The sequence below is a fragment of the Burkholderia sp. MSMB617WGS genome (genome assembly GCF_001532025.2).
Lineage (GTDB): Bacteria > Pseudomonadota > Gammaproteobacteria > Burkholderiales > Burkholderiaceae > Burkholderia > Burkholderia savannae.
This window is the reverse complement of the sequence record NZ_CP013457.1, coordinates 2,872,350-2,898,173: the sequence shown is the minus strand read 5'-3', so window position 1 is coordinate 2,898,173 and position 25,824 is coordinate 2,872,350. Positions and strand designations below refer to the sequence as shown.

Annotated in this window: 20 protein-coding genes; 17 read left to right on the top strand and 3 right to left on the bottom strand. The window is 71.0% G+C overall.

Annotated elements, in window-relative coordinates:
• Positions 1–156: 156 nt before the first annotated feature.
• The 17 genes from WT60_RS14260 (at position 157) to WT60_RS14175 (ending at position 21,103) form a co-directional block, all read left to right on the top strand.
• The gene (locus WT60_RS14260) at positions 157–1,131 is read left to right on the top strand and encodes a quinone oxidoreductase (protein WP_038753118.1); all 975 of its coding nucleotides are present in this window, start codon (positions 157–159) and stop codon (positions 1,129–1,131) included.
• Positions 1,132–1,567: 436 nt separating this feature from the next.
• A complete protein-coding gene (gene kdpF, locus WT60_RS14250; RefSeq protein WP_038753116.1) occupies positions 1,568–1,660 on the top strand; it encodes a K(+)-transporting ATPase subunit F in 93 nt (30 codons plus the stop codon).
• Entirely contained in the window at positions 1,657–3,465 is a 1,809-nt protein-coding gene (gene kdpA / locus WT60_RS14245; RefSeq protein WP_060355442.1) for a potassium-transporting ATPase subunit KdpA, read from the top strand. Before kdpF ends, kdpA begins: the two co-directional genes overlap by 4 nt.
• Positions 3,466–3,532: 67 nt before the next feature.
• Positions 3,533–5,644: a potassium-transporting ATPase subunit KdpB gene (gene kdpB, locus WT60_RS14240; protein ID WP_100185295.1), complete on the top strand. Its 2,112-nt coding sequence runs from the start codon at positions 3,533–3,535 to the stop codon at positions 5,642–5,644.
• Positions 5,645–5,656: 12 nt separating this feature from the next.
• Positions 5,657–6,238 (top strand): potassium-transporting ATPase subunit KdpC, encoded by a 582-nt coding sequence (gene kdpC / locus WT60_RS14235; protein WP_060355263.1) that lies wholly within the window; start codon positions 5,657–5,659, stop codon positions 6,236–6,238.
• A gap of 248 nt (positions 6,239–6,486) precedes the next feature.
• A complete protein-coding gene (locus WT60_RS14230; RefSeq protein WP_081989514.1) occupies positions 6,487–9,570 on the top strand; it encodes a sensor histidine kinase KdpD in 3,084 nt (1,027 codons plus the stop codon).
• A gap of 56 nt (positions 9,571–9,626) precedes the next feature.
• Complete coding sequence (gene kdpE / locus WT60_RS14225; RefSeq protein ID WP_038747356.1) at positions 9,627–10,325, top strand: two-component system response regulator KdpE; 699 nt, start codon at positions 9,627–9,629, stop codon at positions 10,323–10,325.
• 296 nt (positions 10,326–10,621) lie between these two features.
• Positions 10,622–10,918 (top strand): DUF333 domain-containing protein, encoded by a 297-nt coding sequence (locus WT60_RS14220; RefSeq protein ID WP_038747354.1) that lies wholly within the window; start codon positions 10,622–10,624, stop codon positions 10,916–10,918.
• Between the two features lie 204 nt (positions 10,919–11,122).
• Complete coding sequence (sugE, locus tag WT60_RS14215; protein ID WP_038747351.1) at positions 11,123–11,443, top strand: quaternary ammonium compound efflux SMR transporter SugE; 321 nt, start codon at positions 11,123–11,125, stop codon at positions 11,441–11,443.
• A gap of 191 nt (positions 11,444–11,634) precedes the next feature.
• The gene (locus WT60_RS14210; RefSeq protein WP_038747348.1) at positions 11,635–12,252 is read left to right on the top strand and encodes a DUF4126 domain-containing protein; all 618 of its coding nucleotides are present in this window, start codon (positions 11,635–11,637) and stop codon (positions 12,250–12,252) included.
• The gene (locus WT60_RS14205; protein WP_060355262.1) at positions 12,249–14,876 is read left to right on the top strand and encodes an FtsX-like permease family protein; all 2,628 of its coding nucleotides are present in this window, start codon (positions 12,249–12,251) and stop codon (positions 14,874–14,876) included. Before WT60_RS14210 ends, WT60_RS14205 begins: the two co-directional genes overlap by 4 nt.
• 71 nt (positions 14,877–14,947) lie before the next feature.
• Positions 14,948–15,358: a group II truncated hemoglobin gene (locus WT60_RS14200; RefSeq protein ID WP_038747342.1), complete on the top strand. Its 411-nt coding sequence runs from the start codon at positions 14,948–14,950 to the stop codon at positions 15,356–15,358.
• A 112-nt stretch (positions 15,359–15,470) separates the two neighbouring features.
• Entirely contained in the window at positions 15,471–16,202 is a 732-nt protein-coding gene (locus WT60_RS14195; protein ID WP_060355261.1) for an alanyl-tRNA editing protein, read from the top strand.
• Entirely contained in the window at positions 16,199–16,825 is a 627-nt protein-coding gene (locus tag WT60_RS14190; RefSeq protein WP_060355260.1) for a DUF924 family protein, read from the top strand. The genes WT60_RS14195 and WT60_RS14190 overlap by 4 nt, the downstream gene beginning before the upstream one ends.
• 263 nt (positions 16,826–17,088) lie before the next feature.
• Complete coding sequence (locus tag WT60_RS14185; RefSeq protein WP_060355259.1) at positions 17,089–18,483, top strand: amidase; 1,395 nt, start codon at positions 17,089–17,091, stop codon at positions 18,481–18,483.
• 156 nt (positions 18,484–18,639) lie between these two features.
• Entirely contained in the window at positions 18,640–19,974 is a 1,335-nt protein-coding gene (locus WT60_RS14180) for an MFS transporter (RefSeq protein WP_059645078.1), read from the top strand.
• Positions 19,975–20,029: 55 nt separating this feature from the next.
• Positions 20,030–21,103 (top strand): porin, encoded by a 1,074-nt coding sequence (locus WT60_RS14175; protein WP_060355258.1) that lies wholly within the window; start codon positions 20,030–20,032, stop codon positions 21,101–21,103.
• Positions 21,104–21,180: 77 nt separating this feature from the next.
• Here WT60_RS14175 and WT60_RS14170 read toward each other — a convergent pair whose 3' ends face one another.
• The 3 genes from WT60_RS14170 to WT60_RS14160 all read right to left on the bottom strand — a co-directional run bounded on the left by WT60_RS14170 (position 21,181) and on the right by WT60_RS14160 (position 25,524).
• Positions 21,181–22,119, bottom strand: a complete 939-nt coding sequence (locus tag WT60_RS14170; RefSeq protein ID WP_060355257.1) for a LysR family transcriptional regulator — start codon at positions 22,117–22,119, stop codon at positions 21,181–21,183.
• 200 nt (positions 22,120–22,319) lie between these two features.
• Positions 22,320–24,236, bottom strand: a complete 1,917-nt coding sequence (locus tag WT60_RS14165) for a hypothetical protein (protein ID WP_060355256.1) — start codon at positions 24,234–24,236, stop codon at positions 22,320–22,322.
• A 529-nt stretch (positions 24,237–24,765) separates the two neighbouring features.
• Positions 24,766–25,524 (bottom strand): SDR family oxidoreductase, encoded by a 759-nt coding sequence (locus WT60_RS14160; RefSeq protein WP_059669565.1) that lies wholly within the window; start codon positions 25,522–25,524, stop codon positions 24,766–24,768.
• Between the last annotated feature and the right edge of the window lie 300 nt (positions 25,525–25,824).

Sequence of the window (25,824 nt, the reverse complement as noted above, 5' to 3'; positions counted from 1 at the left end):
GACAGCGCCGGCGCCGTCCGACGCCGTCCGACGCGCTTCGTTCCACCCGCCGGCCGTGGGCGTCGCGCTCGTCCACGCATTGCGCGCGCCCGCGCATCGCCCGGGCGCGCCAACCGATTCCGAACTCAACGCGCATCGCAACCAGGAGGAGCCAGCATGCCGAAGGCAATTCGTTACGACCAGCCGGGCGGCCCGGAGGTCATGAAGTGGGTCGACGTCGACGTCGGCGCGCCGCAGCCGGGCGAAGTCCGCATCAAGCAGCACGCGGTCGGCCTCAACTACATCGACGTCTATTTCCGCACCGGCCTCTACCCGCAGCCGCTGCCGGGCGGCCTCGGCATGGAGGCGGCGGGCGAAATCACGGAAGTCGGCGAGGGCGTGACGACGCTCGCGCCGGGCGACCGCGTCGCCTACGTCGCGCAGCCGCCGGGCGCGTACGCGCAGGAGCGCGTGCTGTCCGCCGCGAAGCTCGTCAAGCTGCCGGACGGCATCGGCTACGAAGACGCGGCGTCGGTGATGCTGCAAGGTCTGACCGCGCAATATCTGCTGCGCCGCACGTACGCGGTCAAGCCGGGCGACACGATCCTCATCCACGCGGCGGCGGGCGGCGTCGGCCTCCTTGTCTGCCAGTGGGCGAAGGCGCTCGGCGCGACGGTGATCGGCACGGTCGGCTCCGACGAGAAGGCGGCGCTCGCGAAGTCGCACGGCTGCGACCATCCGATCGTCTACACGCGCGAGAATTTCACCGAGCGCGTGAAGGCCATCACGAACGGCGCGGGCGTGCCGGTGGTCTACGACTCGATCGGCAAGGACACCTACGTCGGCTCGCTCGACTGCCTCGCGCCGCTCGGGCTTTTCGTCAGCTTCGGCAACGCATCCGGGCCGCTGCCGCCGATCGACTCGAAGGAGTTTTCGTCGCGCGGCTCGCTGTTCTTCACGCGGCCGACGCTGTTCTCGTACATCGCGAAGCGCGAGGATCTCGATCGCAACGCGGCCGAGCTGTTCGACGTGATCGCGTCCGGGCGCGTGAAGACGAGCATCCAGCAGCGCTATCCGCTCGAGAACGTCGCGCAGGCTCACCGCGATCTCGAGGCACGCCGCACGACGGGCTCGACGATCCTGCTGCCCTGATCCGCGCGCGGGCGCGTCCGTGACGCCCCCGCGTGCCGGAGCCGGCGCGCGCGCCTTCCGTTCCGCGCGCCGGCTCGTTCCATGACCGTTCGCAACGGCGCGGCGCCGCACGCGCCGACTGCCGATGCGCGAACGGCGCGGCGCCCGAGCGCGCCGCATGCCGATTCCGACGATCCGATCCGCAGCGAACGGCGCGACGCGTCGCGCCTTCCCGCGGCGCGGCCTGTTCGCGTTTACGCGCTTTTTACATCCCCCTGCGAACCTTTGACCTGCCCTTTACACGCAATCCTCTAACGTTTCACCGGTCCGATTTGGAACACGGAGAAACAAGAATGGATGCGGTTTACATAGGCGGTCTGGCGCTTTTCACGGGGTTGATGCTCGCGCTGATCGCCGGTTGCGAGAAGCTTGCGCGATACGGTCGCGGGGGGCGTTCATGAGCTGGATGTTGTGGTTGGCGGGAACGGCGACGTTCCTGCTGTTCGCGTATCTCGTCTACGCACTGTTGCGCGCGGAGGACATCGAATGAACGCGAACAATCTGTTGCAGGCGGCGCTTTTCATCGTCGTCCTGATCGCGGCCGCGGTGCCGGTCGCGCGTTACCTGAACCGCGTGATGGACGGCTCGTCGGCCGTCGTGCGCGTGTTCGGCCCGCTCGAGCGCGCGCTCTACCGGATCGCGGGCGTCGACCCGCAGGCCGAGATGAGCTGGAAGCAGTACGCGATCGCGACGATCGCGTTCAACGCGCTCGGCGTGCTGTTCCTCTACGGGCTGCTGCGCGTGCAGGGCCTGCTGCCGGGCAACCCGCAGGGCTTCGGCCCGATGACGGTCGACGGCGCGTTCAACACGGCCGTGTCGTTCGTCACGAACACGAACTGGCAGGACTACACGCCCGAGCAGACCGTCAGCTATCTCGCGCAGATGCTCGGCCTGACCGTGCAGAACTTCCTGTCGGCGGCCACGGGCATCGTCGTCGTGATCGCGCTGATCCGCGGCTTCGCGCGCCACACCGCGAAGACGATCGGCAACTTCTGGGTCGACGTGACGCGCGTGACGATGTACGTGCTCGTGCCGATGGCCGCGATCGTCGCCGCGCTCCTGATGAGCCAGGGCGTGATCCAGAACATGAAGGCGTACCAGGACGTGCCGACGCTGCAGACGACGGCCTACGCGGCGCCGAAGCTCGACGCGCAGGGCAATCCGGTCAAGGACGCGCAGGGCAACCCGGTCACGGTGACGACGCCCGTGAAGGCGCAGACGCTCGCGATGGGGCCCGTCGCGTCGCAGGAAGCGATCAAGATGCTCGGCACGAACGGCGGCGGCTTCTTCAACGGCAATTCCGCGCATCCGTACGAAAACCCCACGCCGTTCTCGAACTTCCTCGAGATCTTCTCGATCCTGATCATCCCGGCCGCGCTCTGTCTCGTGTTCGGCAACATGATCGGCGATCGCCGGCAGGGCGTCGCGGTGCTCGCCGCGATGACGGTCGCGCTCGCGGTCGCGATCGGCATCGAGATGAACGCCGAGCAGGGCGGCACGCCGGTGCTCGCGTCGCTGAACGTCGATCAGACGGCGAGCGCGCTGCAGGCGGGCGGCAACATGGAAGGCAAGGAAACGCGCTTCGGCATCGCGCAGACGGGCATCTTCGTCGTCGCGACGACGGCCGCGTCGTGCGGCGCCGTCAACGCGATGCACGATTCGCTCACGCCCGTCGGCGGGCTCGTGCCGATGCTCCTGATGCAGCTGGGCGAGGTGATCTTCGGCGGCGTCGGCTCCGGCCTCTACGGGATGCTCGTGTTCGCGCTGCTCGCCGTGTTCGTCGCGGGCCTGATGATCGGCCGCACGCCCGAATACGTCGGCAAGAAGATCGAGTCGTACGAGATGAAGATGGTGTCGATCGTCGTGCTGCTCACGCCGCTGCTCGTGCTTGTCGGCACGTCGATCGCCGTGCTCGCCGACGCGGGCCGCGCCGGCATCGCGAACCCCGGCCCGCACGGCTTCTCGGAGATCCTGTACGCGTTCAGCTCGGCCGCGAACAACAACGGCAGCGCGTTCGGGGGGCTCTCGGTGAACACGCCGTTCTACAACTGGATGACGGCGATCGCGATGTGGTTCGGCCGCTTCGGCACGATCGTCCCGGTGCTCGCGATCGCGGGCTCGCTCGCCGCGAAGAAGCGCATCGCCGCGACGAGCGGCACGCTGCCGACGCACGGCCCGCTGTTCGTCGTGCTGCTGCTCGGAACGGTGCTGCTCGTCGGCGCGCTCACCTATGTGCCGGCGCTCGCGCTCGGCCCGGGCGTCGAGCACCTGATGCTGTTCGTCGGCGCGCATTGAACACGCAAACGACACGAGAGGACTCGCGCACAACCAGACAACTGGATACGCGCATCTGAGGATTGCAATGACTCAACATTCCGCTACGCGATCGATGTTCGACCCGGCGCTCGTGCGCCCGGCGATCGTCGATTCGTTCAAGAAACTCACGCCGCGCACGCAGTTCCGCAACCCGGTGATGTTCTGCGTGTACGTCGGCAGCATCCTGACGACGATCCTGTGGATCGCCGCGCTGATGGGGCAGGCCGAGGCGCCCGCGGGCTTCATTCTCGCGGTGACGCTGTGGCTGTGGTTCACCGTGCTGTTCGCGAACTTCGCCGAGGCGATCGCCGAAGGCCGCTCGAAGGCGCAGGCCGCGTCGCTTCGCAGCGCGAAGAAGGACGTGATGGCCAAGAAGCTCAACGAGCCGCATCCGAAGTCGCCCGTGCGCATCACGACGGCGTCGGATCTGCGCCGCGGCGACGTCGTGCTCGTCGAGGCGGGCGACACGATTCCCGCGGACGGCGACGTGATCGAAGGCGTCGCGTCGGTCGACGAATCGGCGATCACCGGCGAATCGGCGCCCGTGATCCGCGAATCGGGCGGCGATTTCTCGTCGGTGACGGGCGGCACGCGCGTGCTGTCCGACTGGATCGTCGTCCGGGTGACGGCGAACCCGGGCGAGGCGTTCCTCGACCGGATGATCGCGATGGTCGAGGGCGCGAAGCGCAAGAAGACGCCCAACGAGATCGCGCTCACGATCCTGCTCGTCGCGCTGACGATCGTGATGCTGCTCGCGACCGCGACGCTGCTGCCGTTCTCGATGTTCTCGGTCGACGCGATGAAGGCGGGGCACGTCGTGACGATCACCGCGCTCGTCGCGCTGCTCGTGTGCCTGATTCCGACGACGATCGGCGGCCTGCTGTCCGCGATCGGCGTGGCGGGCATGAGCCGGATGATGCAGGCGAACGTGATCGCGACGTCGGGGCGCGCGGTCGAGGCGGCGGGCGACGTCGACGTGCTGTTGCTCGACAAGACGGGCACGATCACGCTCGGCAACCGTCAGGCGTCGGCGTTCCTGCCCGCGCCCGGCGTGACGGAGGCCACGCTCGCGGACGCCGCGCAACTGTCGTCGCTCGCCGACGAGACGCCGGAGGGCCGCAGCATCGTCGTGCTCGCGAAGGAGCGCTTCAACATCCGCCAGCGCGACATGGCGCAACTGCACGCGACGTTCATCGGCTTTTCCGCGCAGACGCGGATGAGCGGCGTCGACCTGGCCCCCACGGGCGCGCCGTCCGGCGCGCCGGACCGCGAGATCCGCAAGGGCGCGGCCGACGCGATCCGCCGCTACGTCGAGACGCACGGCAGCCGCTTTCCGGAAGAAGTGCGGCGCGCGGTCGACGACGCCGCGCGCCGCGGCAGCACGCCGCTCGTCGTCGCGGAAAAGCAGGGCGACGCGGCGCGCGTGCTCGGCGTGATCGAGCTGAAGGACATCGTGAAGGGCGGCATCAAGGAGCGCTTCGCCGAGCTGCGCAAGATGGGCATCAAGACCGTGATGGTGACGGGCGACAACCGGCTCACCGCCGCGGCGATCGCGGCGGAGGCGGGCGTCGACGATTTCCTCGCGGAAGCGACGCCGGAAACCAAGCTCGCGACGATCCGCGAGCACCAGGCGGCGGGCCGCCTCGTCGCGATGACGGGCGACGGCACGAACGACGCGCCGGCGCTCGCGCAGGCGGACGTGGCCGTCGCGATGAACACGGGCACGCAGGCGGCGAAGGAAGCGGGCAACATGGTGGATCTCGACTCGAACCCGACGAAGCTGATCGAGATCGTCGAGATCGGCAAGCAGATGCTGATGACGCGCGGCTCGCTCACGACGTTCTCGATCGCGAACGACATCGCGAAGTATTTCGCGATCATTCCGGCCGCGTTCGCGACCACGTACCCGCAGCTCGACGCGCTGAACGTGATGCATCTGGCCACGCCCGCGTCGGCGATCATGTCGGCCGTGATCTTCAACGCGCTCATCATCGTGCTGCTGATTCCGCTCGCGTTGAAGGGCGTGAAGTACCGCCCGCTCGGCGCGGCGTCGCTGCTGCGCCGCAATCTGTTCGTGTACGGCCTCGGCGGGATTCTCGTGCCGTTCGCCGGCATCAAGCTGATCGACATGGTGCTCGCCGTCTTCGGCTGGATTTAAAGGAACATCGTCATGAAATCACTGTTTCGTCCGCTCATCGTCGTGTTCGTCGTGCTGACCGTCGTGACGGGGCTCGCGTATCCGGCCGTGATGACGGTCTTCGGCCAGGCCGTGTTCCCGTCGCAGGCGAACGGCAGCCTCGTCGAGAAGGGCGGCAAGATCGTCGGCTCCGCGCTGATCGGCCAGCAGTTCGACGCGCCGCAGTACTTCTGGGGCCGCCTGTCGGCGACGAGCCCGATGCCGTACAACGCGACGGGCTCGGGCGGCTCGAATCTCGGGCCGCTCAATCCTTCGCTGAAGGATCAGGTGAAGGGCCGGCTCGACGCGCTGAAGGCGGCGGGCACCGACCTGTCGAAGCCCGTGCCCGTCGATCTCGTGACGGCGTCGGCAAGCGGCCTCGATCCGGAAATCAGCCCGGCCGCGGCCGACTATCAGGTCGCGCGCGTCGCGCAGGCGCGCAAGATGCCGGAAGCCGACGTGCGCCGCCTCGTCGCGGACAATACGGCGGGCCGCCAGTTCGGCGTGCTCGGCGAGCCGCGCGTGAACGTGCTGAAGCTGAACCTCGCGCTCGACGCCGCGCAGGCCACGCATTGACGCGCATTGACGCGCCGCGCCGCCCGCCGCCCGCCGCCGGGCCGCGCGGCGCGTTCGCGGCGGGGGGAGCGCAGGGTGGGGCGAAGCGCGGCGCGGCGTCACAATCGCCGCGGCGGCGGGAACGCCACCGCCCGGGCCGCGGCCCCGTCGCGCCATCCGGACGACGCGCTCGACGCGTCGTCCTTTCCTTTTTGGGCGTTTTCGAACGACAATGAATTTCAGCCGCCAACCGGAGACCTCGGCCTCGCATGAACCGTCCCGATCCTGATCAGCTTCTCGACAAGATCCAGCGAGAAGAGGAAAAGCAGCAGCGCGGCAAGCTGAAGATCTTCTTCGGCGCGTCGGCGGGCGTCGGCAAGACCTATGCGATGCTGCTCGCCGCGCGCGCGCGCAAGCAGGAGGGCGTCGACGTCGTCGTCGGCATCGTCGAGACGCACGGCCGCAGCGAGACGGCGTCGCTCGTCGAAGGGCTCGACGTGCTGCCGCTCATGCAGATCGAATACCGCGGCCGCAAGATCGGCGAGTTCGATCTCGACGCGGCGCTCGCCCGCCGCCCGCAGCTCGTTCTCGTCGACGAGCTCGCGCACTCGAACGTGCCGGGCGCGCGGCACCTGAAGCGCTGGCAGGACGTGTACGAGCTGCTCGACGCGGGCATCGACGTCTACACGACCGTCAACGTCCAGCATCTCGAGAGCCTGAACGACGTGGTCGGCGCGATCACGGGCATTCGCGTGTGGGAAACCGTGCCCGACCGCGTGTTCGACGTGGCCGACGAAGTGACGCTCGTCGACCTGCCCGCCGAGGAGCTGCTAAGCCGGCTGCGCGAAGGCAAGGTCTACATGGCGCAGCAGGCCGAGCGGGCGGTGCGCAATTTCTTCCGCAAGGGCAACCTGATCGCGCTGCGCGAGCTCGCGCTGCGGCGCACGGCCGACCGCGTCGACGCGCAGATGCGCGAGTACCGCGCGGATCGCTCGATCCAGCGGATCTGGCAGGCGCGCGAGCGCCTGCTCGTGTGCGTCGGCCCGGGGCCCGAAGCGCCGACGCTCGTGCGCGCGGCCGCGCGCCTCGCCGCGAGCCTGAAGGCCGACTGGCTCGCGGTGTACGTCGAGACGCCGCGGCTCGCGCGGCTGCCCGACGCGGCCCGCCAGCGCACGCTCAACGCATTGAAGCTCGCGGCCGAGCTCGGCGCCGAGACGGCGACGCTGACGGGCGCGGACGCGGTCGCCGCGCTGATCGGCTACGCGCAGGTGCGCAACGTGTCGAAGATCGTCGCGGGCGGCTCGTCGAAGAGCGGCTTGTTGCGCCGCTTCTCGCGCCCGTTCGGCGAGCAGCTCGCGGAGCGCGCGGGCGACGTCGACCTGATGCTGATCCGCGCGTCGGCGGGCGAGGACGCGCGCGCGCCGCTCGACGCCGGCGCGCGCGCGTGGCGCGACGCGTTCTCGAGCGTCGTCGACGGCCGCTCGCCGCCGCGCAACTACGGCTATGCGGCGGCGATCTGCGCGCTGATCACGGGCGTCGCGAACCTGCTGCAGAGCCATCTCGACCTGACCAATCTCGTGATGCTGTACCTGCTCGGCGTCGTGTTCTCGGCGGTGCGCCTCGGGCGCGGGCCGGGCGTCGTGCAGTCGTTCCTGTCGGTCGCCGCGTTCGACTACTTCTTCGTGCCGCCGCGCATGTCGTTCTCCGTGACGGACACGCAGTATCTGCTGACCTTCTTCGGAATGCTGCTCACGTCGCTCGTGATCAGCCATCTGACGTCGAGCCTCACGCGCGGCGCGACGATCGCGCAGCGGCGCGAGCGGCGCACGAGCGCGATGTACGCGATGGCGCGCGAGCTCGCGGCGGCGCTCACGGCCGAGCAGATCGTCGAGATCGGCGGCCGGCACGTGTCCGAGGTGTTCCGCGCGCGCGTCGCGATCCTGCTGCCGGACAGCGGCGACAAGGTCCAGCAGAAGATCGAGAACCCGGACGAGGCGGTGACGATCACGGGCGCGGCGCTCGACATCGACGTCGGCCAATGGGTGTACGACCAGCAGAAGCCGGCCGGGCACGGCACCGACACGCTGCCCGCGGCGACGGCGCTCTATCTGCCGCTGAAGGCGCCGATGCGCACGCGCGGCGTGCTCGCCGTCGTCACGAAGGATTCGCGCGAGCTCGAGGTGCCCGAGCAGCAGCGGATGATCGACGCGTTCGCCGCGCAGATCGCGCTCGCGCTCGAGCGCGTCCACTACGTCGACATCGCGCGCGACGCGCTCGTCAACATGGAATCGGAGCGGCTGCGCAACTCGCTGCTGTCGGCGATCTCGCACGATCTGCGCACGCCGCTCACGGCGATCGTCGGGCTGTCGTCGATGCTCGCGAACGCGCGCGGCGCGCCGCGCAACGACGGCGTCGGCCCGCCCGCGCGCGAGGACGAGCTCGTCGAGTCGATCCACGACGAGGCGCTCAGGATGACGGGGATCGTCACGAACCTGCTCGACATGGCGCGGCTGCAGGCGGGCAGCCTGCAACTGAAGCGCCAGTGGTCGCTGCTCGAGGAGACGGTCGGCGCGGCGCTCGGCGCGTGCAAGCGCGTGCTCGCGCGTCATCCGGCGCGCGTGCGGCTGCCGGCCGATCTGCCGCTGCTGCAGATGGACGCGGTGCTGATGGAGCGGCTCTTCGCGAACCTGTTCGAGAACGCGGCGAAGTACACGCCGCTCGACACGCCGATCGAGATCGGCGCGGAGCGCATCGTCGACGACAGCCGGCCGTTCGTGCGCGTGTTCGTCGACGACCACGGCCCGGGGTTGCCGGCCGGCATGGAGGCGCGGATTTTCGAGAAGTTCACGCGCGGCGAGAAGGAGTCGGCGACGCCCGGCATCGGCCTCGGGCTCGCGATTTGCCGCGCGATCGTCGACGCGCACGGCGGTAAAATCGGCGCGCTCAACCGGCTCGGGCCGAACGGCCGGGTCGAGGGCGCGCGCTTCTGGTTCACGCTGCCCGTCGAGACGCCGCCGCCCGAGCCCGGCGCGGGCGACGAGGAGCCGGACGGCGAGCGGTCGGACGACGAGGCGGGCGCGGCGGGCCGCGCGGGTGAAGCGCCCTTCGGCGAGCCGCCGGCGGGCGAGCCGTCCGCCGACGCGTGTTCCCGCGCCGCGCCCGGCGAGCGCGCGGCCGACGATGTACACGCGGCCGTCGAGCGCGAAAGCGGCGAACCGGAAAGCAGCAAACCGGAAAGCGGCGAACCGGAAAGCGGCGAACCGGAAAGCGGCGAGCACGCATCCGGCGCAAGCGCCGACGCACGTTCCCGTGCCGAGCCGCGCCGAGCCGCGCCGAGCCGCGCCGGTGCTTGAGACTGGCCGCGGCGCCGGCGCGCCGGCGCCCGTATCCAACGAACATCCGCATGACCATGAGTGAACCGACCGTCACCGTCGTTCTGATCGAAGACGAAAAACAGATCCGCCGTTTCGTGCGCAGCGCGCTCGAGGAAGAGGGGATCGCGGTGTTCGACGCAGAAACGGGCCGCCAGGGCTTGATCGAGGCCGCGACCCGCAAGCCCGATCTCGCGATCGTCGATCTCGGCCTGCCGGACGGCGACGGCCTCGACGTGATTCGCGAGCTGCGCGGCTGGTCCGAGATGCCGGTGATCGTGCTGTCGGCGCGCACGCATGAGGAGGAGAAGGTGGCCGCGCTCGACGCGGGCGCCGACGACTACCTGACGAAGCCGTTCGGCGTGTCCGAGCTGCTCGCGCGTATTCGCGCGCATCTGCGGCGGCGCAATCAGGGGGGCGCGGCCGAGTCGCCGCTCGTGAAGTTCGGCGACGTGAGCGTCGACCTCGCGCTGCGGCGCGTGTGGCGCGGCGGCGAGGTGGTCCACCTGACGCCGCTCGAGTATCGGCTGCTCGCGACGCTCGTGCGGCACGCGGGCCGCGTGCTCACGCACCGTCAACTGCTGCGCGACGTCTGGGGGCCGACGCACGTCGAAAGCCACCACTACCTGCGGATCTACATGGCGCACCTGCGGCAGAAGCTCGAAACCGATCCCGCGCAGCCGCAGCACATCGTCACCGAGACGGGCGTCGGCTACCGGCTCGTCGGCGCGGGCTGACGCGGCGGCGTCCGCGCGCGGGGCCGCGCGTCGCGCGCAGCTGTGGCCCGCGCGCGCCGCGTTGCGTTCCGTCGCGGGGTGTTCGCGCGTCGCCTGGCGGCCGGTCGACGGCGGGAGGCGGACGGCAGACGGTCGACGCCGCGTCGCGCCGCGTCGCGAGGCGTCGCCGCGCGTGCGCGCGGGCAGCCCGTCGACGGGCCCAATCGGGCGCCCCGCCGACCGCGCGCGACGCCGCCTCGCGCGTTTTTCTCTTATGCTGAGCGCTTAACCAACCCAACATAACGAGGAGGTCAGCCATGCTCGTCCGTCTACTGTGCGGTTGCGCATTGGGCATCGGCGCCGCGGCGGCGCTCGCGCAGCCGTTGCCGCCGAATCAGGCGACGACGCTCGCGAATCCGGCGTCGGTGAATTGCGAGAAGCTCGGCGGCAAGGTGGTGATCCACGACGGCCCGCGCGGCCAGTACGGAATCTGCGCGTTCAGGGACGGGCGCGAGTGCGAGGAGTGGGCGCTTTATCGCGACGATCGCTGCGTGCTGCTCGACGCGCACGGCTGGCCGATCGCGCAGCACGGCCGCAAGCCCGAATCGAAGTGACGGGGCGGCATGCCGGCGCGGCGCGATTTCGCCGGATGTCCGATGCCCGGACGCCGATCCTGCGGCGCGCGGGCGCGGCCTCGGCCCCGCGGGCGCGCGCAGCGCGATTGTAAGCTGCTTGTTATACTTCCGACGCCCGGGGACGACCCCGGGCCGCCGATGTACAACGGGGACGACCCCATTTGATTCACGGAGAGTCCCCGCATGCCTTGGCTGTGGCTTCTCGTCGCCGGTCTGCTCGAAATCGCATGGGCCGCCGGCCTCAAATCCTCCGAGGGCTTCACGCGTCTCGGCCCGTCCATCTTCACGATCGTCACCGCGCTCGGCAGCTTCGGCTTGCTCGCCGTCGCGATGCGCGAACTGCCGCTCGGCACCGCGTATGCGGTCTGGACGGGCATCGGCGCCGTCGGCGCGTTCATTTTCGGGATCGTGATGCTCGGCGAAGCGGTGACGCTCGCCCGGATCGCGAGCGCGTCGCTGATCGTCGTCGGGCTCGTCGGCCTCAAGCTGTCGTCGGCCGGCTGAGCGCGCAGGGTTTGCCCGCGTCGGCGGTGCGGCGGCTGCGCGCGGCGCGCGTCTATAATGAAGCGGAATCCATCTGACAACGCCCCGCCGCCGCACGCGAATCGGCGGGGCAGGCGGGTCGATGGGCCGCTTCGCCCGGGTTCGGGCGCGGTCCGCCCTCGAACCGCGCGCATTGCGCAAGGAGGCCGCACATGGTCGAAGCCATTTCGCTCGGCGCGGGGCTCGCGTGGGCGAGCGGCCTGCGCCTCTATCTCACCGTGCTGATCGCGGGCGTGTTCGCGCGCCTCGATCTCATTCATCTGCCCGACACGCTCGCGGTGCTGACGTCGCCTTGGGTGATCGGCGCGGCCGCCGTGCTCGCGCTCGCCGAGTTCCTCGCCGACAAGATTCCCGCGTTCGATTCGCTCTGGGACGCGGTCCACACGTTCATCCGGATTCCCGCGGGGGCCGTGCTCGCGGCGGCCTCGCTCGGCCACGCCGATCCGACGCTTCTCGCGGTCGCGGGCCTCGCGGGCGGCACGCTCGCCGGCTCCGCGCATATCGCGAAGGCGGGCACGCGCGCGCTCATCAACCTGTCGCCGGAGCCGATCTCGAACTGGATCGCGTCGACGACCGAGGACGGGCTCGCGGTCGGCGGCCTCGCGCTCGCGTTCTTCGTGCCGCTCGTGTTCATCGCGCTGATGATCGGCTTTCTCGCGTTCTCCGCATGGGCGCTGCCGCGGCTCTGGCGCGGCGTGTCGGGCGGCTTTCGCGGGATGGCGAACCACATGGTGTCGCGGCTGAATTCGATCGGGAGCAAGCGCGATTGACGGCGGCGGGTAAAGCGATGCCGGCCGGCCGCCGTTTCGGCCCCGTCGACCTGCTGCGCCAGGCGGGGCGGATGACGCTGCGCGATTGGCGCGCGGGCGAGCTGACGCTCGTCGCGCTCGCGCTCGTGCTCGCGGTGGCGGCGCTCACGAGCGTCGGGTTTCTCGCCGACAGGCTGCGTCAGGGCCTCGAGCGCGACGCGCGCCGGATGCTCGGCGCGGACTTCGTCATACGGGCCGATCGTCCGATCGACCCGGCGTTCGCGCGCGAGGCGCGATCGCTTGGCCTCGCGACCGCGACGACCGCGATCTTCCCGAGCATGGTCGGCGCGCTCAATCCTCCCGGTTCGCCCAATTCGCCCAATTCGCCCAATTCGCCCGCCGCCGCGGCCGACGCAGGCGGCCTGCCGCCCGTGCGCCTCGCGGCCGTGAAGGCCGTGTCGGCCGGCTATCCGTTGCGCGGCGCGGTCGAGATCGCGCCCGACGCGAACGCGCCCGGCCGTCCCGCCGGTTCGATTCCGGTTCCCGGCACCGTGTGGATCGACCCGTCGCTGCTCGACGCGCTGCATCTGAAGGTGGGCAATACGCTGCGCGTCGGCGAACGCTCGTTCACGATCGGCGCGGCGATCACCCGCGAGCTCGATCGCGGCTTCTCGTTCGTCAACTTCTCGCCGCGCGTGATGCTGCGCGCGGACGAGCTCGAATCGACGGGGCTCACCGGCTACGGCAGCCGCGTCACGTACCGGCTCCTCGTCGCGGGCGACGACGCGGCCGTCGAACGCTTCGCAAGCTATGCGCATGCGCGCGTCGACGGCGGCAAGCTGCGCGGCGTCGCGCTCGAATCGCTGCAGGAAGGGCAGCCGCAGGTGCGGCAGACGCTCGACCGCGCGCGCCATTTCCTCACGCTCGTCGCGCTGCTGACTTCGCTCCTTGCGGCCGTCGCGATCGCGATGGCCGCGCAGCGCTACATGCGCCGCCATCTCGACGGTTGCGCGGCGATGCGCTGTCTGGGCGCGAGCCGCCGCACGCTGTCGGCGCTGTTCGCGATCGAATTCGCGCTGCTCGGCGTGGCGGGCGGCGTCGCGGGCGCGGCGCTCGGCTACGTCGGCCATCTCGTGCTGCTGCGCGCGCTCGGCAGCCTGATCGACGTCGTGCTGCCGCCGCCTTCGGTGTGGCCGGCGGCGATCGGCGTCGCGACGGGGCTCGTGCTCTTGCTCGGCTTCGCGCTGCCGCCGCTCGCGCCGTTGACGCGCGTGCCGCCCGTGCGCGTGCTGCGCCGCGAGTGGGGCGAGGCCGGCCGCATCGCATGGGCGGGCTACGCGGCGGGCATCGCGCTCTTCGCGGCGCTCCTGATCGCAGCGGCGGGCAACCTGACGCTCGGCCTCATCGTCGCGGGCGGCTTCGCGGGCAGCCTCGTGCTGTTCGCGCTCCTCGCGCGGCTCGCGCTCTTCGCGGCCGCGCGGCTCGTGCGCGACGGCCGCGTCGCGGCGGGGCTCGGCTGGCGCTACGCGCTCGCGTCGCTCGATCGGCGCGGCGCCGCGAGCGCGCTGCAGATCACCGCGCTCGCGCTCGGCCTGATGTGCCTGCTGCTCATCGCGATCACGCGCAACGATCTCGTTGCCGGCTGGCGGCAGTCGACGCCGCCCGATGCGCCGAACCAGTTCCTCATCGACATCCAGCCCGACCAGCGCGACGAAGTCGTCCGCTATCTCGCGGCCAACGGCATCGCGAACCCGGCGCTGTCGCCGATGGTGCGCGGGCGGCTCTTGTCGGTGAACGGCAAGCCGGTGAATCCGGACGACTACAAGAACGACGATGCGCGCCGCCTCGTCGACCGCGAATTCAACCTGTCGTACACGACGCAACTGCCCGGCGACAACCGGATCGTCGCGGGCGACTGGTTCGGCGCATCGAACGCCCCGCAGATCTCGATCGAGGCGGGGCTCGCGAAGACGCTCGGCGTGAAGGCGGGCGACACGCTGCGCTTCGACGTGACGGGCCTCACCGTCGAGGCGCCCGTGACGAGCGTGCGCAAGCTCGACTGGGGCACGTTCCGCGTGAACTTCTTCGTGCTGATGCCGCCCGCGGCGCTGCGCGAGTTCCCGGCGATGTACATCACGAGCTTCCATTTGCCGCTCGCGCGGCAGCGCGTGCTCGACGGCCTGATCGCGCGCTATCCGAACCTGACCGCGATCGACGTCGCGCCGATCCTCGCGCAGCTCGAGCGCGTGCTGCTGCAGGTGATCGGCGCGGTGCAGTTCCTGTTCGGCTTCACGCTCGCGGCGGGCGTGCTCGTGCTGTACACGGCGCTCGCCGGCTCGCGCGACGAGCGCGTGCGCGAGGCCGCGCTGATGCGCGCGCTCGGCGCGTCGCGCGCGCAGATCGTCGCGGTGCAGCGCGCGGAGTTCATCGTTGTCGGCGTGCTCGCGGGCGCGATGGCGGCGGCGGGGGCGCTCGCGGTCGGCGCGGTGCTCGCGTCGCGCGTGTTCGATTTCGCGCTTTCGCCGGACCCGTGGCTCGTGCCGGCCGGCATCGCGGCGGGCGTCGCATGCGCGGGCGCGGCCGGTTGGCTCGGCCTGCGCGGCGTGCTGCGCCGCCCGGCGCTTCAATCGCTGCGCGATGCATGAATCGCGCGCACGCGGTATCTTCGGCGATCCGCTTTTCGTTTTCTTGTTTGTTCCATTCGACTGATGTCCGTATGACCGATGCAACCAATGACGCGCCGTCGCAGCCGACGGCGTTCGAACTCGTGGGCGGCGAGGCGCGCGTGCGCGAGCTCGTCGACCGCTTCTACGACCTGATGGACCTCGAGCCCGAATTCGCGGGCATTCGCGCGCTGCATCCGCCGGCGCTCGACGGCTCGCGCGACAAGCTGTTCTGGTTCCTGTGCGGCTGGCTCGGCGGGCCCGATCACTACATCGAGCGCTTCGGCCATCCGCGGCTGCGCGCGCGGCATCTGCCGTTTTCGATCGCGTCGCACGAGCGCGACCAGTGGCTGCGCTGCATCGCGTGGGCGATGGAGGACGTGGGGCTCGACACGCCGCTGCGCGAGCGGCTGATGCACGCGTTCTACGAAACGGCCGACTGGATGCGAAACCGTCCCGGCTGAAATTCCGGTACGCTTCGGTGCGCGCCGCGCGAAATTGCGCCTGTCGCGGCGCGCGCGGCGCGCCGCATACTGATCGCTTCCGATCACCGATAACGATATCCGAGACTCCCACATGGCCACTCAAGCCCTCTTTCGCGAAGACGCCTATCTGACGCGCTGCGATGCGCTCGTCACGGCCGTCGACGAAGCCGGCATCCACCTCGATCGAACCGTGTTCTATCCGCTCGGCGGCGGCCAGGCGGGCGACAGCGGCACGCTGACGCTCGCGGGCGGCGCGACGCTCTCCGTCGCCGACACGCGCAAGGCGAAGTTCGAAGGCGCGACGCCCGACGACGCTGTGCACGTGCTCGCGCCGGGGCAGGACGCGTTCGCGGCGGGCGTGAAGCCGGGCGACGCGCTCGTCGCCGAGATCGACTGGGCGCCGCGGCTCCGGCGGATGCGGCTGCACACGGCGAGCCATCTGCTGTGCGCGGTGCTGCCGTACCCGGTCGACGGCTGCAGCGTGACCGCCGATTACGTGCGCGTCGATTTCGCGACGGTCGAGCCGATCGACCGCGAGCACGTGGAGGCGCGCCTGGCCGAGTTCGTCGGCGGCGCGCATCCGGTGACGACCGAATGGATCACCGACGACGAGATGGCCGCGCGCCCGGAGCTCGTGCGCACGATGAGCGTGAAGCCGCCGATGGGGCTCGGGCGCGTGCGCCTGTTGCGGATCGGCGGCGTCGACCTGCAGCCGTGCGGCGGCACGCACGTGCGCAACACGGCGGAGATCGGCGGGCTGCGCGTCGCGAAGCTCGAGAAGAAGAGTGCGCGCACGCGCCGTCTCGTGCTGGAGCTCGCATGACGGCCCCGCACGCGGACGGCGGCGCGCGCGAGGCCGCGGCGCTCGAGCCGCGCGCGCGCGACGTGCTCGATTTCTGGTTCGGCGCGCCCGGCGATCGGGCGTTCGGCACGGCGCGCAAGATGTGGTTCGGCGGCGGCCCGGCGCTCGACGCGCGACTGCGCGAGCGATTCGGCGCGCTCGTCGACGCGGCGAAGGCGGGCGATCTCGACGCATGGGCGCGCACGCCGCTCGGCGCGCTCGCGCTCATCGTCGTGCTCGATCAGTTCTCGCGCAGCATCCACCGGGGCGCGCCGGCCGCGTTCGCCGCCGATCGCGCGGCGCTCGCGCACGCGAAGGCGCTCGTCGCGTCGGGCGGCGACCGCGCGCTGCCGACGGGCCATCACCGCGCGTTCGCGTATTTGCCGTTCGAGCACGACGAATCGCCCGACAGCCAGCGCGAAGGCGTGCGCCTGTGCGCGCAGATCAAGGGCGAGGCAGGCTGCGCCGGCTATCACGACTTTGCGCTGCGCCATGCGGCCGTGATCGAGCGTTTCGGGCGCTTTCCGCACCGCAACGCGATCCTCGGCCGGCCGTCGAGCGACGAGGAAGTCGCGTTCCTGAAGGAACCCGGCTCGTCGTTCTGAGCGAGTCCGAACGCGCGCGGCCGTGCCCGCGCGCTGCGCGTCCGGGGCGGGCTCGGCGCTCGTCCGGTGCCCGTCCGACGCGCCCGGCCGGCGTCTTCGCGAACGATGCGCCGCGCCGCGAGCGCTCGAAAAACGTGCGCGCCGTTCGATATAAATCGCGCTATCCATCGCGCTTTTTGCGTTGCTATCGTGAGATCCGACGACGGCGGGCGGCCGCCGCAGCCGGCCCGGCCGCCCGTCTCCCACCTTGTGAGGCCGATACCATGCCCGAGCTGCTCGAGCTGACCGCCTGCTCGCTTGCCGAACGATTCGAGAACCGCAGCGTGACGCCCGCCGATTATGCGGACGCGCTCATCGACCACATCGCCCGTTGGGAGCCGCATCTGAACGCGCTGTGCCGCTTCGATCCGCAGCGCGTGCGCGAACAGGCGCTCGCGTCGACCCGCCGCTGGGCGGCGGGCGCGCCGTTGAGCGGTATCGACGGCGTGCCGGTGACGATCAAGGAGCTGATCGCGACCGAGGGCGACCGGCTCGCGCAAGGCTCGGCCGCGGCCGCCGACGCGCCGCCCGCCACCGTCGACGCGCCCGCCGCGATGCGGCTGCGCGAGGCGGGCGCGGTCGTGATCGGCAAGACGACGGTGCCCGATTACGCGATGCTGTCGTCGGGGCTGTCGAGCCTGTACGGCACCACGCGCAATCCGTGGCGGCTCGATCTCAATCCGGGCGGCTCGAGCAGCGGCGCGGCGGCGGCGGCGGCGGCGGGCTACGGGCCGCTGCACGTGGGCACCGACATCGGCGGGTCGATCCGGCTGCCGGCCGGCTGGTGCGGGATCGTCGGCTTCAAGCCGTCGAACGGGCGGATTCCGATCGATCCGTACTACACGGGCCGCTGCGCGGGGCCGATGACGCGCACGCTCGACGATGCGGCGCTGCTGATGCGCTTCCTGTCGCGCCCGGACCGGCGCGACGCGACGAGCCTGCCGCCCGAGACGATCGACTGGGCGATCGCGCCCGCCGACGTGACGGGCATGCGGATCGGCCTGATGCTCGACGCCGGCTGCGGGATCGCGCCGGAACCGGAGATCGTCGCGGCGGTGGAGGCGGCGGCCGAGCGCTTCGCCGCGCACGGCGCGCGGGTCGCCGAGGCGCCGCCCGTGCTGTCGCGCGCGATGCTCGACGGCCTCGACCGCTTCTGGCAGGCGCGCCTGTGGGCCGACCTCGAACGGCTGCCGGACGCGGCGCGCGCGCGCATCCTGCCGTACATCCTCGCGTGGGCGGGGCAGGGCGCGAAGGTGTCGGGCGTCGACGCGGTGCGCGGCTTCGGCGCGACGTTCGAGATGCGCGCGGCCGCCGCACGCCTGTTCCAGTCGGTCGACGCGGTGCTGTCGCCGACCAATGTCGTCACCGGCTTCCCGGCCGAATGGGCGGGGCCGACCGACGATCCGGCGCGGCCGTTCGAGCACATCGCGTTCACGGTTCCGTGGAACATGGGCGAGCAGCCGGCGCTGTCGATCAATTGCGGCTTCGCGCGCAACGGAATGCCGATCGGCCTGCAGATCGTCGGGCCGCGCTTCGCCGATCGCCTCGTGCTGCAGCTCGGCAAGGCGTACGAGGATTGGCGCGGAGAGATGCCGCGCTGGCCCGCGCCGCCTCACTGACGCGGCCGCGCGCCGCGCGCCATGTACCGCGCGCCGCCGTGCGCGTTGCGCCGGCTTTTCGCTTCCCCATCCTGACACCGCATCCGGTTCGGCGGCGGGCGCCGCTCGCGCCGCGCCCGCGGCTGGTATCGTCGCCGCTTCGATCGAGGACACGCCATGGAAGACCTGCTTGAACCCGCGTACCAGCCGGCGTCCGGCGACACGTCCGCGCCGGCCGGCCCGGCCGCGACGCGCGCCGACGCTCGCCGCAACGTCGCGGCGGTCGCGCTCGGCAACGCGGTCGAGTTCTTCGACTTCGGCACCTACGCGACGTTCGCGGTGATGATCGGCCACACGTTCTTCCCGTCGAAGAGCGCGTTCACGAGCCTATTGCTGTCGGTGTCCGTGTTCGGGCTCGGCTTCGTCGTGCGGCCGTTCGGCGCGCTCGTGATCGGCGCGTACGCGGACCGGGCGGGCCGCAAGCCCGCGATGATGCTGACGCTCGCGATGATGGCGGTCGGCACGGGCGCGATCGCGGTGCTGCCGGGATACGAGACGATCGGCGTGGCCGCGCCGATCCTGCTCGTCGTCACGCGGCTGATCCAGGGGCTCGCGTGGGGCGGCGAGGCGGGACCCGCGACGACCTACATCCTCGAGGCGGCGCCGCCCGGGCGGCGCGGCGCGTACGCGTGCTGGCAGGTCGCGACGCAAGGCTTCGCGGCGGTCGCGGCGGGGCTCGCGGGCTACGTGCTCACGCTCGCGCTGCCCGAGGCCGACCTGTACGCATGGGGCTGGCGCGTGCCGTTCGCATTCGGCCTGCTGGTGCTGCCGATCGGCATCTATATCCGCCGCCGGCTGTCCGACACGATCGACGCGCACGGCGCGTACGGCTCGACGCGCGCGATCCTGCGCGAGCTGAACGCGCGGCATCGGCGGCCGATCGCGATCGGCCTGATGATCCTGCTCGGCAGCACGATCACGCAGTATTTCCTCAATTACATGACGACGTTCGCGCTGACCGAGCTGCATCTGCCGGGCGGCGTCGCGATGCTCGCGACGCTTGCGACGGGCGCGGCGCTCGCCGTGTGCTCGCTCGCCGGCGGCAGCCTGTCGGATCGCTTCGGACGCCGCGCGATCCTGATCTGGCCGCGCGTGCTGCTGTTGCTGCTGATCTTCCCGGCGCTGCAACTGATCGTGTCGCATCCGACGCCCGCCGTGTTCCTCGCCACGCTGACCGTGCTGTCCGGCCTGCACGGCATGAGCGGCGCGGCGCTCATCGTGCTGATCGCGGAAAGCTTCCCGCAGCGCGTGCGCTCGACCGGATTCTCGATCGTCTACGCGCTCGCCGTGTCGCTGTTCGGCGGCACCGCGCAAAGCATCGTCGCGTGGCTCATCGGCGCCACGGGCAATCCGATGGCGCCGACGGGCTACCTGCTCGTTGCGAACGCGATCTGCATCGCGGCCGGCTGGCTCGCCGCCGAGACCTGGCCGGGCCGCCGCGCCGCGCGGTAGGACGCGCTCCGTCGTTCTCCTTTCCTCGATGTCTTCCCGTCACGCAGGAATCCGGATGAAATATCGACGACTCGACGGACTCGCGCGCGCCGGGCGCTGCGCGGCGCTTTGCGTCGGATTCGGCTACGGCGCGGCCGCGCCGGCGCAGAGTTCGGTGACGCTGTACGGCCTGCTCGACGCGGGCGTCCAGTACAAGACGCATGCGAACGCGGCCGGCGACGGCGCGCTCTCGTCGAACAACGCGAGCACGTCGTATCCGTCGCGCTTCGGGCTGCGCGGCAGCGAGGATCTCGGCGGCGGTTATCGCGCGATCTTTCAGCTCGAGAACGGCTTTTCGCTCAGCAACGGCGCGTTCGCGGCGGTGAACACGCCGTTCAACCGGATCGCGCTCGTCGGCCTGACGAGCGATCGTTTCGGATCGCTGACGTTCGGCCGCCAGTACGGCGTCCAGTACGACAAGACGGTGCTCTACGAGCCGACGCTCTTCAACAACTATTCGATCTTCTCGCTGAACATGATTCCGCCCGCGACCGTGCGGCTCGACAATTCGATCAAGTACGCGTCGCCGGACATCGCGGGCGTGAACGTCGAGGCGATGTACGGCTTCGGCCAACAGTGGCCGGGCAACGCGGACGCGGGCCGCTACTGGGGCGTCGCCGCCGAATACAAGCTCGGCGAGTTTTGGGCGCGCGCCGGCTACGAGGAAGTGCGCGGCACCGTGAGCGGCGCGCTCGACCGCTCGGGCGCCGCCGACCGTCGCGCGAGCGTGGTCGCGCGCTACGCGTTCGACCGCTTCACGGTGTCGGGCGGTGTCGTGGCCGTGCGCGGCTCGCTGCAGGCCTCGCCGAACGGCGACATCTACTGGGCGGCGGCGCAGTACATGCCGACGCCGGCGTTGAAGCTGATCGTCGAAGGCGGCCGCTACGCGTTCAAGGAAGGCGGCGGCCGGCCGACGCTCGTCAATGCGTCGGTGCTGTACTGGCTGTCGAAGCGCACCACGGTGTACGTGACGACGGGCTACGCGATCAACGGCGGCGGTAGCGACTTCGGCGTCAACAACTATACGGCGGCGCCCGCGCCGGGAATGACGCAGCTTGCGGCGGGCACGGGGCTCTTCGTGCGGTTCTGACGGCGGCCGCGGGGGCTGCTGCGGGTGCCGCCGCGGCCGTGGCGAGCGCGGCCCGAACCCCTTTGCACGACGAGCCGTCAGCCTTTCTCGCCGAATCCGGCGTCCTGCCGTTGCCGCGCCATCGCTTCCTTCAGCATCTCGACGCACGTGTTCACAGCGATCGACCGCGGCCGATACCGATATACGCAAAGCGCGACGCTGACCTGCCGCAGCTCGGCGTCGGCGATCGGCACCGCATGCAGGCCGGTGTCGTCGGCGGGCGCGGCGCCGTTCGCGCCGGGCGGCGTGAAGCACGGCAGGATCAGCAACGCCGCGCCCTGCCGCGCGAGCGCCTTTTGCGTTTCGAGCGAGCAGGTCGTGAACAGTGGCTCGAGCGTGACGCCGGAGCGCTTCGCGATCCGTTCGAGCGCCTGGCGCACGCCGAACGCCGCGTCGGGAATCGCGAGCGGCTGGTCGACGAGTTCCGCGAGCGTGACGCTCGCGCGCGCGCTCAGCGGGTGCGCCGGCGGCACCAGCACGCGATGCGACAGATCGACGGCGTCGAGAATCTCGACGTCCGCCCGGTGCGGCAGATAGAAGCCGACGCCGAGATCCGCGCGGCCCTGGCAGAGCGCGTCGAGCGTGTGCTGCGCGCTCGCGACCGTGATGTCGAAGCGGATGCGCGGATGGCGTCGCGTGAATTCGGCGAGCACGGGCGCGAGCAGCCCCGACACGATGCCCTCCGACGCATAGACCGACACCGATCCGACGTCGAGATTGCGCCGCGCCGAGATCAGCGTCTTCACTTCGTCGAGCTCGCGCAGCACGGAATCGATGCGCTCGGCGAGGAATTCGCCTTCGGCGGTCAGGCGAATGCCGCGCGGTCCGCGCTCGAGCAAGGGCGCGCCGAAGTGGTGCTCCAGTTGCTCGATTTGGCGGCTGATCGCGGTCGGCGCGACGTGCAGCCGCTCGGATGCCTTGCGCAGCGACGCGCAGTGCGCGAGTTCCTGGAAGTAGCGAAGTGTGCGGAGTTGCATGAGGCCGTCCGGTTGGGCAAGCGCGAGAAGGCGCCGACCGACGGGCGGAGCAATTCCCGTACCGGGCCGGCGGATGCGGACGCGGCCGGGCACGGCCGGGGCCGCGCACGGACGGCGCGAACCGCAACAGCATAGGGCACGGCGAACGCCGCGAAAATGGGGGAGACGGCGCGTGGCGGAGACGCCGCGCGCCGCGGGCATTACGGGCGGGTGCTCGTCGCGGCGGGCGGCGCCGGCGTGCGCACGTAGACGCGCAGCATTTCCTGCTCGTCGCCCGGACGCGCGCCGGACCAGAATGGCTTCCAGTGGCTGCCGAGCACAGGCGGGCTCGCGCGCGAGCCTTGCACGATGAGCCACGTGCACGCGCTTTCGTTCGGTTGCGCGACGGGCTGGTGCCGGACGCCGGAGAAGTAGTAGAGCATCGGCGCTTCCGACTCGCCGAGATCGACGCTCGCCATGCAGTCGCCGTCGTTCCATTCGAGCGCGAGCTGGCGGTTCAAATCTTCGAACACCGAACGATAGCTCTTCGCGACGTCGAGCCAGGGCAGCAGCAGCGTGTAGACGAGCGCCCACGCGACGAGCGCGCCCATCGCCCACGACAGTGCGCCGCGCCACTTGCCCGCGAGCCGCAGCGACGGCAGCAGGCCGACCCAGCCGATCGTGATCGCGAGCGCCGACAGCACGAGCGCGGGCTCGATCGGCATCGTCCAGTCGAGCGGCAGCCAGCGGCCGAGCCAGTGCAGGCCGTCGCGCGAGCCGTTCTGGTCGGACATCAGCGACCAGACGACCCACACGAGCGCCGCGGCGGCGCCGAACAGCAGCCGGCTCGCGTAGTCCCACGCGGTGTGCAGCCGCAGCGGCAGGCGCGGGATCGCCTGCGCGGCGACGAGCGCGAGCGGCGCGATGAACGGCAGGATGTACAGCTGGCGCGACGTCGCGGAAACGTGCAGCACGACCATCCCGATGCCCGCGAACGCGATCGGCAGCGCGACGCGCGGCGCGCGCCATTCGCGCCAGAGGCCGCGCGCGAACGCGACGAGCGCGAGCGGGCCGACCGGGAAGCCGACCGTCAGCAGCGCGCGCCAGATGAAGAGCGGCTTGTCGTTTTCGGCGCCGAGCGTCGGCACGGAGAAGCCGAAGAAGCGGCCGACGTTGTTTTCCCAGAACCAGACGAGGAACAGCGATTCGGAGCGCAGGTACAACGCGGCCGGCCAGATCAGCGCGAACGGCGCGCACACGAGCGCGGCGAGCGCGAGCGAGCGGAAGAACGCGCGGCTGCGGCAGGCCGGATAGAGGATGAGCGCCGCCGCGACCGTCGCGCCGAACACGAGCGGCACGAAGAGGCCCTTCGACATCAGCGCGACGCCGACGCCGAGGCCGAAAAGCGGCGCCGCGAAGCGGTTCGCGGGCGGCCGGTGCGCGGCGTCGGCGTCGTTCGCGCCGCCCGCGTGGCGGATCACGAGTTCGAGCAGTCCGCAAAAGCCCATCGCCGTGCCCGCCATCAACGCGACGTCGGTCATCAGATCGTGCGCGTGCTTGATGACGACGAGCGAGCCCGCGAACAGCGCGACGGTGCCGATCACCGGCAGCTCAAGCCAGCGCGTCGCGCCGGTCGCGATGCGCGCGGCGCGCGCGGCGAAGCCGAACGCGAGCGCGGCGAAGAGGGCGCTTGCGAGCCGCGCCGCGTCGTGCAGCGGCAGATAACGGGAAAAGAGCCACGCGAGGCCGGTGGCGACCCAATCGTACAGCGGCGGCTTTTCGAGGAACGGCTGCCCCGCGTTGGTCGGCACGACGAAGTCGCCGCTTTCGAGCATGTGCTGGATGATGCCGAACGTATAGGTCTCGTCCTGCTTCCACGGATCGTGGCCGAGCACGCCCGGCAGCAGATACGCACAGAGCACGGCCGCGACGACGAGCCATGCGCGCAGGCCGGTGAGCGGTGCGCGCGCGGCGGCGGGGCCGCGCGCATCGGCGGTGCGGCCGCCTGCCGCGCCGGCCGTGTGCGGCGCGCCGACGGCGAGCGCGACGGACGACGAATCGGCTTCGGACGGAAGGACGTGACGAGTCGACGCGCGCGCGCGCGCGCGCCGGCCGCCGGGCGTTGCATTTCCCTGCATCGGGGTGATCTCTTCGAGTGCGCCGGCCAGGCTGCGTGGGCCCGGCCGATTTCGTGGCCGCGAGGTGGCGGGTAACGGACGTGCTGCGGCGTAGGCCGCGATTATCGTTAGTAGACCACGAGACTATTACGAACGTTTACGAAAATTGTTATGAAACGCTAAAGATTGCGGAGAATTGTGAAGATTTGTGTAACTGACGCCGCGCGGGGCCGTCCCGTAGATCGTGTCAGGCCCGCAATGCACGGCGGCCGACGCGGGTAAGGCCGCCCGGCGGCCTCGGGCTTCGGGGCTTGTCCGAGCGTGCGGGCAAGCGCGGGAAACCGTTCGAAGCCCGAAAGCGTGCTGATTGCGCCGACCACCGATCACCGTATGCTGTCGCCGCCTGCCGCCTGCCGCCTGCCGCCTGCCGCCTGCCGCCTGCCGCCTGCCGCCTGCCGCCTGCCGCACACCATCCACCGCGCACCACGCACCGCCCACCGCCCACCGCCCACCGCCGGTCGGCGATCGCCGGTCAGCGGTGCGCGACGCGTCAGCGCCCGCCGCCGACGTCGAGCAGCGCGCCCGTCACGTACGACGCCGCGTCGCTCAGCAGCCAGACGATCGCTTCGGCAATTTCGTCGGCATTGCCCGCGCGGCCGAGCGGCGTCTGCGTGCCGAGCCGCTCGGCGCGGCCGGGCTGGCCGCCGCTCGCGTGGATGTCGGTCGTGATGAGGCCGGGCCGCACCGCGTTCACGCGCACGCCGTGCGGGCCGAGCTCTTTTGCGAGGCCGAGCGTCAGCGTGTCCACCGCGCCCTTCGAGCCCGCATAGTCGACGTATTCGTTCGGCGAGCCGAGCCGCGCGGCGATCGACGACACGTTGACGATCGCGCCGCCCGCGCCGCCGCGATCGGTCGACAGCCGCCGCGCGGCCTCGCGCGCGCACAGATACGCGCCGAGCACGTTGATGTCGAACACGCGCCTGAGGCGCGCGGCGTCCATGTCGGCGAGCGGCAGCGACGGCGCGACGATCCCCGCGTTGTTGACGAGCGCGTCGAGCCGGCCGAACGACGACTGCATCGCGTCGAACATGCCGATCACGTCGGCTTCGTTCGCGACGTCGCCGCGCACGACGCACGCTTGCGCGCCCGCGGCACGCACCGCGTCGGCGGTCGCGTCGGCGGCGGCCGCGTCGCGCGCGTAGTTGATGCCGATCGACCAGCCGCGCGCGGCGGCCGCGAGCGCGGTCGCGCGGCCGATGCCGCGGCTCGCGCCGGTGATGAGAACGACTTTGGACGGCGTGCTCGTCATCGCTTGGACCTCGGCCCGCGCGCGATGCGCTCGGGCGGAAAAGGGGAAGAGGCGGGACAAGGCGGCCGCGCTTCGAGTGCGCCGCATTCGCAGCGCGATTGCGCGATCGCTGCATGACGTGGTTGACCGAAGCGCTCGACCGGAGCGCTCAACTGAAGAACCAGCCGACCGAGGCGCTCGACCGAAACAGCTGACCGGAGCGACGGACGCGGCCGGCGGCGCGAAGCGCCGAGCGCGCATCGACACGACTGGAAAAGCCGGGCGATGCGCCGCACCGCACCGCGACGCGCGCCCGCGCGG